Below are 14,800 nucleotides of genomic sequence, written 5' to 3'. Positions count from 1 at the left end.
TCTGGTGCTGGCGGCGCCGGGGCTGGTGCACGCGAGCGGGCGGGTGCTGGGCGCGGGCCGGGCGGGCGCGGCGCGGCTGCTGGCCGGGCGGGTCCTCCAGGAGGAGTCCCGCCGGGTGGGCCGTCCGCTGGGCATCCTGATGGCGGCCGCTTCGGGCGTCTACGCCGCGTACACCCTGTACGGCCGCGGCGCCCCCGGCTCCCTCGGGCCGCTCTCCGCGCTCGGCGGCGGCCTGGTACTGGCCTGTACCGCGCTCAGCGTGCTGACCGCGGTCACCGAGTCCCGCACGGCCCGCGCCGCGACGACGGACGCCCTCCACCGCCTCGGCGCCCCGGCCGGCCTCCTCCACCGCGCCGCTGCCCTGCGCGCGGGCGTCCTGGTCGTCGTTCTGACGGCGGTCACGGGCGGGGTGGCCCACCTGGCGGCGGGGCCGCTGGTGGGCTGAGGGCTGCGGCTTCCGGGGGCGTACGGAAGCTTTCGGGGGCGTGCGTGCAGGTCAGTCGCGTGCGGGCAGGACCACCACGTCCGCCGCGACGAACGCCGCGCCGACCTTCTCGCCCACCTCGGGCGCGGCCGCGAGTGCGCAGGCCGCGTCCAGTTCGGGCCCGGCCGCCGGGCGCAGCCGGAGGGAGACGTGCGTACCGCGGAAGGTGCGGGCCGCGACCGTGCAGGGCAGGCCCTCGCGGGCCGGGACCAGTCGGACGCCGGCCGGGCGGACGAGGAGCCGGCAGGCGCCCTCCGCCGTGCCGTCCGGGACCGGCACCTTGCCCCACGGGGTGTCCGCGGCCTCGCCGGTGACCGTGGCCGGCACGACGTTGTCGAAGCCGAGGAAGCGGGCGACGAACTCGTCGGCGGGGCGCTGCCAGACCTCCAGCGGCGTACCGGTCTGCGCGATCCGCCCGTCGCGCATGACGACGACCCGGTCGGCGAGCGCGAACGCCTCGCCCTGGTCGTGCGTCACCGCCAGTACGGTCGTCCCCAACTCGCCGAAGAGCCGCCGCAGTTCGACCACCAGGCGCTCGCGCAGCCCGCGGTCGAGCTGGCCGAGCGGCTCGTCCAGCATCAGCAGCCGGGGGCTGGGCGCCAGCGCCCTGGCCAGCGCGACGCGCTGCTGCTCGCCGCCGGAGAGCGAGCCGACGGCCCGGCGCTGGGCGCCCGGCAGGCCCACCAGGTCGAGCAGTTCGGCGACCTTGCGTTCCTGTTCGGCCCGCGCGGCGCCGCGCATCCGCAACCCGAAGGCGACGTTGCCCGCCACGTCGCGCTGCGGGAAGAGCTGGTGGTCCTGGAACATCAGCCCGACGCCCCGCCGGTGGGTGGGCACGGTACGCAGGTTCCGGCCATCCAGTACGACCTCGCCGGTGTCGGCCTGCTGCAGCCCGGCGATCACCCGCAGCAGCGTGGACTTGCCGCTGCCGCTGGGCCCCAGGACGCAGACCGTCTCGTGCTCGGCGACGTCCAGGTCCACCGTGTCCAGCGCGGTGTGCGCCCCGAAGCGCACGCCGAGTCCGGTCAGGCGCAGGAGAGGGCCGTCAGTCCGGTTGTCGGTCACCTAGAACTCTCCCGTCCGGTCGGTGCGTACCCGCTCCAGCGCCAGCAGCGCCCCCGCGCACACCACCATCAGAATGGTCGACAGGGCCATCGCCTGCCCGTAGTTGAGCTCGCCCGCGCGGCCCAGCAGCCGCGCCACGGCCACCGGCAGCGTGGGCTGATCCGGGCGCGCGATGAACACCGTCGCGCCGAACTCGCCGAGCGAGACGGCGAACGCGAAACCGGCCGCGATCAGCAGCGCCCGCCGCACCAGCGGCAGATCCACCTCGCGCCACACCTGCCAGGGCGTGGCCCCCAGTACCGCCGCGGCCTCCCGCAGCCGTCCGTCCACCGCGCGCAGCACCGGCAGCATGGTCCGTACGACGAACGGCACGCCCACCAGGGCCTGCGCGAGCGGCACCAGCCACCACGAGGCGCGCAGGTCCAGCGGCGGCTCGTCGAGGCTGATCAGGAAGCCGAAGCCGACGGTCACGGCGGAGACGCCGAGCGGCAGCATGAGCAGCGCGTCGAAGCCGCGTACGAGCCGGCCGCCGCGCCTCGTCAGCGCGGCCGCCGCCAGCCCGCCGACGACGACCGCGATGGCGGTGGCGGCCACCGCGTACGCGAGCGAGTTCCACAGGGCGGTCAGCGGCGGCACGGTGAACGTCGAGTCGGCACCGGCCGCGGCCTGCAGCGCGCGGTAGAAGACCAGGCCGTGGCCATCGGGGCCGGCGAAAGACCGCTCTACAAGGACGACGAGCGGCAGCACGAGCAGTACGGCGATCACCACGAGCGTGCTCGCCAGCAACGCCCACTGCCCGGCGCCGCGCGGCCGGCGCGCCGTACGGGCCGCGTCGACCAGCTTCAGTGCGCTCTCGCGCCGCCGTACCGTCCAGGCGTGCAGCGCGAGCAGCCCGAGTACGGCGGCGAACTGCACGAGGGTGAGCACCGCCGCGGTCGGCAGATCCAGGAAGTCGGCGGTCTGCCGGTAGATCTCCACTTCGAGGGTGGCGAAGCGCGGGCCCCCGAGGATCTGCACGATCCCGAAGGAGGTGAAGGTGAAGAGGAAGACCATCAGCGCGGCGGCGGCCACCGCGGGCGCCAGCGCGGGCAGCGTCACCCGCCGCCAGGCCGCGAACCGCCCGGCGCCGAGCACCCGCGCGGCCTCCTCCTGGCGCGGGTCCAGCGCACTCCACAGCCCGCCCACGGTGCGTACGACCACCGCGTAGTTGAAGAAGACGTGCGCGAGCAGGATCGCCCAGACCGAGGTGTCCAGCCGTACGCCCCACAGGTCGTCCAGCAGGCCGCCGCGGCCGACGAGCGCCAGGAAGGCGGAGCCGACGACGACGGTGGGCAGCACGAACGGCACGGTGACGACCGCCCGCAGCAGCCTCTTTCCGGGGAACTCGAAGCGCGCGAAGACGTACGCGCCGGGGAGCGCGATCAGCAGCGTGAGGGCCGTGGAAGCCGCCGCCTGCCACCCGGTGAACCACAGGACGTGCAGCAGATCCGGATCCGTGAGGACCTCGCCCGCCTGCCCGAACTGCCAGCTCCCGCCCTCCCGCAGCCCCCGGTCGACGATCATGGCGACCGGGTAGGCGAAGAAGAGCACGAAGAAGGCGAACGGCACGGCCATCAGCGCGAGTCGGGACACCGACGCGCGCCGAGGCCGGAACCGTACCCCTCGCCGGTCCGCTCCGGGGTCTACTTCAGGACGAGCGAGGACCACTGCTTGATCCACTGTTCACGGTTGCCCGCGATCTCCGTCGGCGACACCGTCTTCGGCTCGTCGATCTTCTGCCCGTACTTCGTGAACAGCTCTGGCACCTTCGCGCCTTCGACGACCGGGTTCACGAACATCTGCAACGGCATGTCCTCCTGGAACTCCTTGCTGATCAGGAAGTCCAGCAGCGCCTTGCCGCCCTTCTCGTTCGCCGCGCCCTTCAGCAGCCCGGCGAACTCGGTCTGCCGGAAGCAGGTGCCGGTGGCGACGCCGGTGGGCGCCTCCTTCGGCGCCGGCTTCTTGGCCATGACCTCGGCGGGCGGGCTGGAGGCATAGGAGACGACGAGCGGCTTGTCGCCCTTGCTGCCGGCCGCGCCCGAGAACCGCTCGTAGTACGCCTGCTCCCAGCCGTCGACGACCTCGACGCCATTGGCCTGGAGCTTCTTCCAGTAGTCCTGCCAACCACCCTTGCCGTACTGGGCGATGGTGCCGAGCTGGAAGGCGAGCCCCGGCGACGACGTGGCGGAGTTCTCGGTGACCAGCAGGTTCTTGTACTCCGGCTTCACCAGATCACCGAACGTCTTCGGCGGCGCGATCTTGTGCTTCGCGAAGTACGCCTTGTCGTAGTTGACGCAGGTGTCGCCGTAGTCGACCGGCGTGACCCGGTGCTTCCCCTTGTCGAGCTGCAGCTTCTCGTCCACGCCGTCCAGGCCCTTGGCCTTGTACGGCGTGAAGAGCCCCTCGTCGAGCCCGCGCGACAGCAGCGTGTTGTCGATGCCGAAGAAGACGTCCCCCTGCGGGTTGTCCTTCGTCAGCACCGCCTGGTTGACGGCCTTGCCAGCGTCCCCGCCCTTGATCATCTGGACCTTGTACCCGCTCTGCTTCTCGAAGTCCGCGAGGACGGACTTGGAGACGTTGAACGAGTCGTGGGTGACGAGCTTGACGGTCTTGGTGGCGGCCGCCTGCTCGCCGCCGGAGCCGCCGCAGGCGGCGAGCGTCAGGGCGCCCAGCGTCACCGCGAGGCCGAGTGCTGCGGTTCTTCTTCTGCCGGTGGTCACCGTGGATCAGTCCTCCTGGCTGGCCAGGAAGAGACGCGGCCCTGCCCGCGGCGGCCGGCGGAACCGGCGCCGCGGGCAGGGCGCAACAGCATGAGTAAGACCGAACTTCCTACCCGGAATGACCCGGGCGAGGTTCAAGGGTCTGCGGCAGCGTCGTGACGACGGCCTGCCACACTCTCAGCGCTGTGGCGCTCCCCTGTCGGATGATGTCTGTGTGGAGATGTTCGAACGCTACGGTATCAGCGCTCGGACGCGGCGAGCTGGCCGCAGGCGCCGTCGATCTCCTGGCCACGGGTGTCCCGCACGGTCACCGGCACGCCGTGCGCCGCGATCGCCTCGACGAACGCCTTCTCGTCCTCGGGCCGCGAGGCGGTCCACTTCGAACCGGGCGTGGGGTTCAGCGGGATCAGGTTCACATGCACCCGCTTCCCCTTGAGCAGCTTCCCGAGCAGGTCCCCGCGCCACGCCTGGTCGTTGATGTCCCTGATCAGCGCGTACTCGATCGAGATGCGCCGCCCGGACTTCTCGGCGTACGTCCACGCCGCGTCCAGTACCTCGCGCACCTTCCACCGCGTGTTCACCGGCACGAGCGTGTCCCGCAGCTCGTCGTCCGGCGCGTGCAGCGACACGGCCAGCCGGCACTTGAAGCCCTCGTCGGCGAAGCGCAGCATCGCCGGCACCAGCCCCACCGTGGACACGGTGATCCCGCGCTGCGACAGCCCCAGCCCGTCCGGCTCGGGGTCGGTCAGCCGCCGGATCGCCCCCGCCACACGGTTGTAGTTGGCGAGCGGCTCACCCATGCCCATGAAAACAATGTTCGACAGCCGCGCCGGCCCACCAGGGATCTCCCCGTCCCTGAGCGCCCGCATCCCATCGACGATCTGATGAACGATCTCGGCGGTCGACAGGTTCCGGTCCAGCCCCGCCTGCCCCGTCGCACAGAACGGGCAGTTCATCCCGCACCCGGCCTGCGAGGAGATGCACATGGTCACCCGGTCCGGGTACCGCATCAGCACCGACTCGACCAGCGTCCCGTCGAACAGCTTCCACAGCGTCTTGCGCGTCTGGTCGTCGTCGCACGAGATGTGCCGCACCACGCTCATCAGCTCCGGCAGCATCTCGGCCGCCAGCTTCTCCCGCGCCGCGGCCGGAATGTCCGTCCACTGCTCCGGGTCGTGCGCGTACCGCGCGAAGTAGTGCTGCGAAAGCTGCTTGGCGCGGAACGGCTTCTCCCCGATCGCCGCCACGGCCTCCTTGCGCTCAGCAGGCGAAAGATCGGCAAGATGCCGCGGCGGCTTCTTGGCCCCGCGCGGCGCGACAAAAGTAAGTTCTCCAGGTGCAGGCATGGTCCATCCAGTGTGGCAGATCATCCAGGCCCACCCAGGTGAGAGCAGGGTGGGGGCCGTCACCCTCGACCGTCACTTGTCGTCATTGACCGACCTCGCACGGCCCACAGACGGCCCAGCCGGCCTGTGCAGTGCGTAACCCGACTGACACGGGGCCCTGCCTACATCACACGCCTTGACCAGTCTCGATATGGGCCGGTCACTGCAGCAGGATCTCTTCCGGCCGCCGGTTGATGACGGCCGTCATCTGACAGGTGGGCCTTCACGCAGCCAAGCGTGAAGCTCCCGTCATGACCCTTCACACAGCGAGCGCATTGAGCCACGCTAGGCACAGTGAACCTTCTTCAAAACGCTATTACCGCCGTGGTCACTCTTCTAGCTGTAGTGCTAGGCGGCTGGCTCTCCGTTCGCAACTCGGATCGTTCTTGGCGTAGGGATCACACGCAGCGGTGGCAGAGCATTCGACTGGAAGCGTGTGGCGATTTCTTGACCGCCTATAGACATTACTTGGTGTTGGCGGTTAACCCAGACACGCGAGTGCTTGGCCTGGAGCGCATGAACCTACCGTCTGACCCAATTCCAATTTTCGACGAATTAGGTCAACCATACAAAGAAAAGCTCGACGTGACACTCATGTCGGTCCGTCTCGTTTCCGAGCGAGCAGAAACCGTCATAGCCGTCAACGCACTTGCTCGGGCAGTCCGCAAGCTCGCCGCCTCACGGCTCACCCATGACGTCGACGAGCTTCCAGGAGAGCTATTCGAGGAAACATTTCAAGCCCAGCATTCCTTCGTACGGGCTGTCCGACTAGAGCTCGGGCTGCCTGAGGTCCCCATAGGGGACGCACACCGACCTCCATCCTGAAAACTGTCGTGGCGGCAACGTCACCGTGGGTTCAAATCCCACAGCCTCCGCACTGAGAAGGCCCCAGGGAATCTGGCTGGGGGCCTCTGTCTTTAGCGTTGCCCGGCGCCGCCCGCGATTCCCTGGTGTTCCCCGGCTGATCGGGCACGGAAGGGGCACGAGGAGTGACTTCTTGCCTGGGTCTCTCGGTAGATCTTGGCCGCCAGGGTTTTGCCACTCAGACGGCGCGCAGCGAGGAACTCGACGGTCGTCATCTGTCATCGTTGGCCGCTTCCGGTCGTCCTCGGACGGCCCGGAAACGGCCCGAGTAGCGACGTGTTTCAACTATGCATGGGGCGTCAGCGGGGCTTCCCGACGATGCTCCAGCCACGTGCGGCTCAGATCATTCCAGATCGCTTGGTATTGACCGAAGATTTCGCCCAGCTGATCGAACGTGAGGCCGTCGGCGGCTGTCGATGCCACGAGGTATTCGAGGTCATCGGAAAGCCGCTGGAACCGGTACTGCGCTTCCTCCATCGCAACCCACCGGGAGCGCCAATTGAAGAAAGGCTCGACGGCTCCCAGCAACGTCACCAACGCCACACACGCCAAGGCCAGACCAGCCCACGCATTGAGATTCTGCAGGCCCAGGATGACGGTAGACGCAGCGGACAGCGCAAGCGTCGCCACCTTGGTGATGGATGCGCTTCGCCCGAACCGCCTCTTCTTGCCGCGCGCGTAGTCGTTGCTCTGACGAATCTTCTCCAGTAGGAAGGCAGCTGCCTCCCTCGGACTGAGACCGACATTTAGTCTACTGTCCGGCTGCATTCCGCCCCCAAGCCACTGTCGCCATCTTCTGACTCGCTCCCCGCCAGACGCTGCCCTGCCATTGTGCGGTTCCCTGGCCTCGCACCTTGCCCACCCCTCGTCCCGAGCTTCCATCCCGTCCGCCTGCGACCCACACACCGTGGAGCAAGGCTGATCCCCGGCGCCTTGGTGTGGCGCCCGCGGCGGGTCGATGGCTCGGGTCATAGGCGCGACACGCTCCTTGGCCCCGACGGCGCCGCGTCGAGTGGAACGCCTACGGGCCTTCGCCACATCGCGGCAGCAGGTGCTCCCCTTCAGCCACGTATTGGGGTGCGGTCCGCTCACGCTGGTGCATCCGTGACGGTGGCGGAACGGCGGCCCGCCCCATGCCGGCGTTCTCGCCCGGAGTGCTCGGCCGCCCCGACCCCACCCCTCCCGTAGCCAGCCTTCTGTCAGGACTAGGGCTTATGGCGCGGTCGGCAGCGCGCCTGTCACGTAAACCGCTCACCGCTTCCGCCCACCTTCACCACTTCTCGCCTGCACTCTTCTCGCCGCCCCGGGGCTCCTCGATGGGCACGCCCTGAGCCACGGGCCGCGCTCTGGCTGCTCCCCCTGGACTGGTGGCGGATGCCTGCGATGGCTCTGGGATCCGCCGGTGGAGGCGTTGGCCGGTGGGGATGACTGCTCGCTCCGGCGCTGCTTTGGGCGGGACAAAGCGTGAAGCGAATTACCCCGTGGCATCCTTCGGTGGCGCGGGGCCGGGGGCCGGGCGGAGCGGGCCGGAGGCAGGAGCGGCGCCCGAGTCCCCGTGCCCGCGCCGGCCCGTGTGACGGGCCGGTGGGGTGTGATTCGTAGCGGCGGCTGGACAAGCCGTTGGCCTGCGCGTCGGATGCCGAAAGCAAGAGCCCCCACAAGGCCAGAGCCGCAAGCCGGTCGGTTCCCGGAGGGCCTTCGCGGAGCTCCCGGCCGACAAGGCTCGGGGGAGATGCTGACCTTGATCGACGCCTATGGGCTTCATCGGCGGCTCCCGGCGATCGGCGCCAGGTAGACCCGGCCGGGAACGGCACTCCCTGAGCGAAAGCCCCTGAAGTGATCCCCCACCCCCTCCTCCCCGCCCGAAGGGTGGGGAGCTTGATGAGGTAGAGAAACCTGTAACAGCTCCCCTTAAGCGATCAGCTTGCGGCCATCGTGAGAGCGGACGTGCGGAGTTTCGTCTCGCAGGGCATCGAGCACGCGGACCGCGTATACGTCACCCATGCGCTCGCTTACTTCCTCGCTGGTCAGCCACTCGACCGCGGTCGACTCATCGGAGAGCTGTTCCTGTCCACCCTCCACGTGGCATCGGAAGACCAGGGCCACGATCCCGCGAGTCACGTTCTTGTACACACCGGTGAGCTGGTCTGCGCGGACCTTGATCCCGGTCTCTTCGTAGACCTCCCGTCGAACGCCGTCTTCCGGACTCTCGTCCAGCTCGAGCACGCCGCCGGGTGGCTCCCACGTACCGTTGTCCGCTCGGCGGATGGTCAGGACCCGGCCGTCTTCGCGGACCACCACGCCTGCTACGGAGACCGAGTGGAGTGGTGTTGACCGGGTTTGCGGCTGGCTGCTACTCATGTACAGGAGCATAGGAGACTGATAAGGACTATGGCGAGTAGTGGCACGGCTTCGTCGGGGAAGCCGAAGTACCTCCAGATCGCGGATGACCTGGCAGAGCAGATCCGCGCAGGCTCACTGGCTCCCGGAGCGCCCGTACCGAGTGAGACAGACCTCATGGCCAAGTACGGAGTGGCTTCCGGCACCGTTCGGAAGGCTGTCGCAGAACTCCGGACTACGCAACTGATCGAAACGCATCATGGCCGTGGTTCGTTCGTGCGGTCGCGGCCTCCCGTCCAGCGCAAGTCCTCGGACCGCTTCCGTCGGGCTCACCGAAAGGCCGGCAAAGCCGCCTACCTCGCTGAGGCTGAGCAGTCGGGCGGAACTCCCTCTGTCACCGTTCTGTACGTCGGGCCGACAGAATCTCCTGCGGAGATCGCCGAACGACTTGGGGTGAGCCCGGGGGCCAAGGTGCTCAGTCGTCGGCGTCGCTATTTTCGCGATGGCACGCCGACCGAGGAGGCCACGTCGTACCTGCCGTGGGACGTGGTGAAGGACATTCCGGAGACCTTCGCTGAGAATCCCGGAGGCGGTGGGATCTACGCCCGGCTGGAGGAGCACGGTCATGTGCTCGATGAGTTCACCGAGACTGTCCGGGCCCGGCTGGCGACCAAGGAGGAGGCGTCGGCGCTGGCGCTGAGTCCGGGCTCCCCCGTGATTCACCTCGTGCGGAACGCGATGACCGCCGAGGGGCGAGTGGTGGAGGTGTGCGACACCGTCATGGCCGCTGACCAGTTCATTCTCGACTACCGATTCGCGGCGCGCGACTGAGTGGCTGTGTCATATCCCTTGATCGGTAACCGTCTGTGGTGGCTGGGCAGGCTCGTTCACCTTGGGGCCGAGTGCGGGTGAGATGTTTCGCGTATGAGTGGCGGAGCCTTCGGCCAAGGGTTCAGACGCAGGCGCTTACAGTCACGGGGCATTCGGATTGCCCCGTCTCTGCTGTGAGTTGCCCCGGGGCGGCGTTGGTAGTCGTCAAGACCGCCCGTCAGCTGAGTTGCGAGCCTGCTCGAAGATGCGATCTCTGATGCCCTACCACTTCTGTGATCTAACCTGAACTCCTGTGGTACGAAGTGCTGCTGGTGGGGGCAAGGGGGAAATGATGAATGGCAGCAATGACGCCTGGGCTGAAGGACAAGGCCGGGTCTATCAGGCGTCCGGGGATCAGCACATCATCGAGCACCACCACCACGGCACCAAGGACTCCGATGCCCATTGGCCAGGCCTGGACTCCGTGCGCTGGCCGTCGGTGGGCCGCGTGCCCGTCGCACTGCGTGACCGTACCGACCTGATGGGCCGTCTGCGGGCCGCAGTTGACGCCGAGGCCGGCGGCCAGGTCTACGTCCTTCATGGTCTCGGCGGCTGCGGCAAGACAGCCGTCGCACACGCCCTGTTCCAGTACGCGACCGACGAGGCCGACCGAGTCGGCCTGTGGGTCAATGCCTCCGATACGGCATCCCTACGGACAGGCATGCTGGGCGTGGCTGCCGATCGGGGCGCTGGCCATGGGGAGCTGACCGCTGCACGTAGCGGCCTGCGGGCCCCGGCCGATCTGGTCTGGAACCACCTCGACCGCTCGCCGGAGCCTTGGCTGCTGGTCCTGGACAACGCCGACGACCCGTCCGTGCTGCGGGACGGCGGCTGGCTCCGCACGAGCCTCCGAGGAACGGTGCTCGTCACCACGCGGCAGGCAGCCGCCCACTGGTGGCCGGGCGCGGAACTGCTGCACGTCGATGTGTTGCCGAAGCAGGATGCGGCACGGGTGCTGTGTGATCTCGCGCCGACGGCCGGGACGTTCCAGGAGGCTCAGAGCGTGGCTGAGCGTCTCGGCCAGCTCCCCCTGGCGCTCACCCTTGCAGGCGGCTTCCTCGCCCACCAGGTCATCGACCCCTGGACCATGGCCGACTACGGCCGCAGCCTCGACAGCGGCCAGGGCCTGAACCCGATAGACCTCCTCGACCAGGGCGCAGCGACCGCCGGTAGGGGCGAATCCCGGCACTTGGTCAGCAGCACCTGGCAGTTATCGCTCGACGCCCTGGTCCGGCACGGTGTTCCAGAGGCAGACCCACTGCTGCAGCTGCTCGCCTGCTGGACCAGCGATCCGCTGCCGCTGTCGTTGCTGTCTGGCTTGGACATGGGGGACGTCGTCCCCCGCCACCGTGTTGAGCTGGCTCTGCGCGGCCTGCTCGACCAGTCCTTGACGCAGGTTGTCCCCGGCGAGGTGCGGTGCCTGCGCACGCATGGCGTACTGCTGGACAGCGTGTGGCACGGGGCCCGGTCAGAAGACCGGGACCGGCTGATCGCGACAGCGGCCCGGCAGTTGCTGTCGGTCCTTCCGGAGATACCACAGCCGGTGAGCCAGCTGGACGCGCGCACGGGCTTGTTGGCCCCGCACGCGGTGGGATTGCTCCAACGGGCGACGGCCGATCAGGGCGTGAGCAGCGCGACAATCGAGGCCGCCGCGGAAGCGCTGCTCCGGCTTGTGACCGCGCTGCACCGGGCAGGAGACTACGCGCCGGCGCTGACGCTGGCGGAGCAAGCGGTGAAACTCGCAACGCTGCGAGTGGACCCGATGCGGCCCGTGATGTTGAGGCTCCGTCGACGCAAGGGGATGTCCCTCGGCCGGCTGGGCCGCTTCCAAGAAGCGGAGGTCGTGCACCGACAGGAGCTACAGGACTGCGAGCGCGTGTGCGGGCCGACCTCACTGGACGCCTTCGACGGTTGCCTGCAGTTGTCAAAGGCATGTATGCGGGTTGGGAAAATGCAGGAAGCTGAGACGCTGATCGAACGGGCAGTCCGCGGCCGCACGGACGCAGTGGGTGCCACGCACCCGCTGACGATCAGAGCCAGGCTCTCCCTGGTTGAGCTGAGGAAAAACTCGGCGGCCGGCCGTCGCCTCGTCGAGGACTGCCACCGCGTATTGGAGCAGGACCATTCGCTCGCCCTCGGCGCTGAGCTCAACTACGCCTTCGCCTTGTACGAATCCGGGCGCGAGCACGAGGCACTTGCCCCCGCCCGCAGCGCGTTCGCCGCATACCAACGCGTCCTCGGACCCGAGTATCCAATCACCCTGGCGGCCCGGTTGCTGCTGGGGCGTGCCCTGGCCGCGAATGGTCATCGGGAAGAGGCTTTGGAACACTTCGCAGCGGTGGTGGAAGGGCGGATGAGGACGGCAGGGCCCGAGCATCCCTGGACAGTCATGGCCCAGGACGACCTCGCCAGCCTCAGGGGCGAGGACGCATAGAAGACCGAAAGGCCCGCGTACGGGCCGGAGCCGAGGCACGCCGCCCCGACCGAACAGACCCCCGTCCGACGACCAGCGAACGGACCTACTCCACAGGCACAGACAGTTACAAATCAGGGGTTCAGGCACAGGCACTGACAGAACATCAGGCAGCAGCAACCCGTCCCAAGTTTCTTCTCGTACAGGAGTGCGGCACTCTTCTATCACTCACTCATGTACATGAGTGCATGAGCTCGCCACATTTAGAGGAGTACCTCATGCCTTCGTTCAAGATCGACACGTCGACCGCTGTGGTGTTCGTCGCGACCGCGCCGACCCCGAAGGTCGCCAACCGGAAGACGGGCGAGATCGCCAAGGACCGCGAGACCGGCGCCGACCTGATGACGGTGGGCCTGCTGGTCTCGGATGACGGGGAGGGCAACCTCTACCAGGTGTCCGCGCCGGAGACGGGTGTCCCCGAGGGGCTGACGCCGGGCATGCCGGTCTCGGTTGTGGGCCTGAAGGCGCGGGACTGGGAGAACGAGTTCAACGGCGAGAAGCGGCATGGCATCGCCTTCCGCGCGGCCGCGCTTGCGGCGGGTGCCTGATCATGGCGGACCTGACCACGGTGCTGGAGGCCACCGGTACTCTCGCCGGTGTCGGTGGCCTCGCCTACGCCAAGGGGCACGCCCCGCGCGTGTACTGGTCGCTGGTGGGCATGCCGGTCGCCATGGGCCGGTTCACCTTCACCTACGGCACCACCATGGATGTCTGCGGGCTGACGGTGCAGCCCTCCCGACTGCGGGCGTTCATGGTCCGCAACGTCGCCCGCCGCGAGGTCCAGCCCGTACCGCCCAAGGTCCGCCGCCTGCGGGGAACCTCCACCGGCCTGATCGCCTCCCTCCGGCTGCCCGCCGGACTGGAACCCTCCGACGTGGCAGCGGCCTCCGAACGGCTCCGCCACGCCTGGGGCGTCCACTCCGTCACCGTCGCCGAGACCAAGCCCGGCGTGGTCGAGCTGCGGATGACCGGCTATGACGTGCTGCGCCGGGTGAAGATGCCGCGCCGGATGCGGGCGGCCGGGCCCATGGTGGTGCCGGTGGCGCTCCGCGAGGACGGCAGCGCCTATGTCCGGGACTACCGCAAGGTCCCGCACGCCCTGACCCTCGGGGCCAACCAGTCGGGGAAGTCCATGTACCAGCGCAATCTGATCACGGGGCTTGCCAAGCTGCCGGTGGGGCTGGTCGGTATCGACTGCAAGCGGGGTGTGGAGCAGAGGGCCTACGCGCCCCGGCTCTCCGCCTTGGCCACCACCCCCGAGGATGCCGCCGAGCTGCTGGGCGTGCTGATTGCCGAAATGGAGGAGCGCTTTGACCTGCTCAGCGCCCATCACGTCTCGGATCTGTGGGATCTGCCCGATGAGGTGCGGCCGGTGCCGCTGGTGGTCCTCGTCGACGAGGTGGCCGAGCTGTTCCTGACCGCCGCGAAGAAGGACGAGGAACGCCGGAACCGGATGGTCATGCAGATGGTGCGGTTCGCCCAGATGGCTCGTGCGGTGGGCATCTACCTGGAGGTCTGCGGCCAGCGCTTCGGCGCCGAACTGGGCAAGGGCGCCACCATGCTCCGCGCCCAGCTCACCGGCCGGGTCGTCCACCGCGTCAACGACAAGCAGACCGCCGAAATGGGCCTGGGTGACGTCTCGCCGGACGCGGTGCTTGCCGCGACGCTGATCGCCGCTGACCGGCCGGGGGTGGCGGTGGCCGGGGACTCCTCGGGCAGCTGGTCCCGCATCCGCACCCCCGAGACCGCCCCGGCCGAAGCGTCGGCGGTCTGCCGGGAGTACGCACACCTGGTCCCGGACCTGCCTGCCCTGTCCCCGTTCCGCCCGTACGTGCCGGCCGAACCCGCCGCCGATGACGCGCCCTCGCTGATCAAGCCCCAGCCCGTCACCGAGTAACACCCTCCCCTTCCACGGTTGGCGTGACCGTTTCCGCCAGGTCCCTACCCCTCCCATGCCGAAAACCTGATCTTGGAAGGAGGACGCGATGACCAAGCCCCAGGCCGAACGCACCGCGATCCTCGTCGCCGGAGCCGTGATCATGGTCCTCACGATCGCCGCGTTCTGGCTCTCCTACGCCCATCTCGCCTCGGTCGCCCAGTCCCACGGCCTTGGCTCATCCCCGGAGCGTCGGTGGGCCTGGCCGGGCACCATCGACCTGTTCATCCTGGCCGGTGAGGTCCTGATGTTCCGCGCCGCGCTCCGGCACGTGACCGACTGGTGGGCGATCGGCCTGACCGTCGCCGGATCACTCGGCAGCATCGGCCTCAACGTCGCCGGAGTCGGCACCAACGCCCCGTTCCTGCACTACGTGGTAGCAGCCGTGCCGCCGTCCGCCGCGTTGCTGGCCTTCGGCGCCCTCATGCGGCAGGTGCACACCCTCGTCACCGACCCCGCCCCGGCCCCGGTGCCCGCGGCTGAACCGGTCGCGGAGCCGGTCAGCGTCGAACGGGTCCCGGAGCCTTCCCCGGCGGAACTTCCCGAGCCGGAGCCAGAGAAGGTGCCCGAACCGGAGCCGGTGCGCGAGCAGCTGCCAGAGCCTGCCCCGGTCGAGCCGTCACC

Annotated in this window: 11 protein-coding genes and 1 pseudogene; 6 read left to right on the top strand and 6 right to left on the bottom strand. The window is 68.9% G+C overall.

The features are described 5' to 3' along the window. A pseudogene (locus CCS38_RS09095) lies at nt 1-445 on the top strand (hypothetical protein); the annotation flags it as partial. Between the two features lie 51 nt (nt 446-496). Here the strand turns inward: CCS38_RS09095 and CCS38_RS09090 are convergent. The 6 genes from CCS38_RS09090 to CCS38_RS09065 all read right to left on the bottom strand — a co-directional run bounded on the left by CCS38_RS09090 (nt 497) and on the right by CCS38_RS09065 (nt 8,930). Next, nucleotides 497-1,549, bottom strand: a complete 1,053-nt coding sequence (locus tag CCS38_RS09090) for an ABC transporter ATP-binding protein (RefSeq protein WP_223732688.1) — start codon at nt 1,547-1,549, stop codon at nt 497-499. Next, the gene (locus CCS38_RS09085) at nt 1,550-3,256 is read right to left on the bottom strand and encodes an ABC transporter permease (RefSeq protein WP_372457028.1); all 1,707 of its coding nucleotides are present in this window, start codon (nt 3,254-3,256) and stop codon (nt 1,550-1,552) included. It lies immediately after the preceding gene. Then, nucleotides 3,232-4,308 (bottom strand): thiamine ABC transporter substrate-binding protein, encoded by a 1,077-nt coding sequence (locus CCS38_RS09080; protein ID WP_223732687.1) that lies wholly within the window; start codon nt 4,306-4,308, stop codon nt 3,232-3,234. The genes CCS38_RS09085 and CCS38_RS09080 overlap by 25 nt, the downstream gene beginning before the upstream one ends. 239 nt (nt 4,309-4,547) lie before the next feature. Further along, nucleotides 4,548-5,654 carry a dual-specificity RNA methyltransferase RlmN gene (rlmN, locus tag CCS38_RS09075; protein WP_223732686.1) on the bottom strand — a complete coding sequence of 369 codons (1,107 nt, stop codon included), beginning with the start codon at nt 5,652-5,654 and terminating at the stop codon, nt 4,548-4,550. A gap of 1,188 nt (nt 5,655-6,842) precedes the next feature. Continuing rightward, nucleotides 6,843-7,325: a DUF4231 domain-containing protein gene (locus CCS38_RS09070; protein ID WP_223732685.1), complete on the bottom strand. Its 483-nt coding sequence runs from the start codon at nt 7,323-7,325 to the stop codon at nt 6,843-6,845. A gap of 1,143 nt (nt 7,326-8,468) precedes the next feature. Beyond that, nucleotides 8,469-8,930, bottom strand: a complete 462-nt coding sequence (locus CCS38_RS09065) for an NUDIX hydrolase (protein ID WP_223732684.1) — start codon at nt 8,928-8,930, stop codon at nt 8,469-8,471. Nucleotides 8,931-8,948: 18 nt separating this feature from the next. Between CCS38_RS09065 and CCS38_RS09060 the strand changes: the two genes are divergently transcribed. The 5 genes from CCS38_RS09060 to CCS38_RS09040 form a co-directional block, all read left to right on the top strand. Further along, nucleotides 8,949-9,728, top strand: coding sequence for a GntR family transcriptional regulator (locus CCS38_RS09060; RefSeq protein ID WP_223732683.1), 780 nt, complete (start codon nt 8,949-8,951; stop codon nt 9,726-9,728). Nucleotides 9,729-10,059: 331 nt separating this feature from the next. Continuing rightward, nucleotides 10,060-12,201 carry a tetratricopeptide repeat protein gene (locus CCS38_RS09055; protein WP_223732682.1) on the top strand — a complete coding sequence of 714 codons (2,142 nt, stop codon included), beginning with the start codon at nt 10,060-10,062 and terminating at the stop codon, nt 12,199-12,201. A 257-nt stretch (nt 12,202-12,458) separates the two neighbouring features. Beyond that, nucleotides 12,459-12,788 (top strand): SCO3933 family regulatory protein, encoded by a 330-nt coding sequence (locus CCS38_RS09050; protein WP_223732681.1) that lies wholly within the window; start codon nt 12,459-12,461, stop codon nt 12,786-12,788. A 2-nt stretch (nt 12,789-12,790) separates the two neighbouring features. Beyond that, on the top strand, nt 12,791-14,137 hold the full coding sequence (locus CCS38_RS09045; protein ID WP_223732680.1) for an FtsK/SpoIIIE domain-containing protein: 1,347 nt from the start codon (nt 12,791-12,793) through the stop codon (nt 14,135-14,137). Between the two features lie 88 nt (nt 14,138-14,225). Then, on the top strand, nt 14,226-14,800 hold a 575-nt coding region (locus CCS38_RS09040; protein ID WP_223732679.1), incomplete at its 3' end, for a DUF2637 domain-containing protein.

This window comes from Streptomyces purpurogeneiscleroticus, assembly GCF_020024005.1.
Classification (GTDB): domain Bacteria; phylum Actinomycetota; class Actinomycetes; order Streptomycetales; family Streptomycetaceae; genus Streptomyces; species Streptomyces purpurogeneiscleroticus.
The sequence above is the reverse complement of the archived record's forward strand: the minus strand, read 5'-3'. Positions and strand labels throughout refer to the sequence as shown.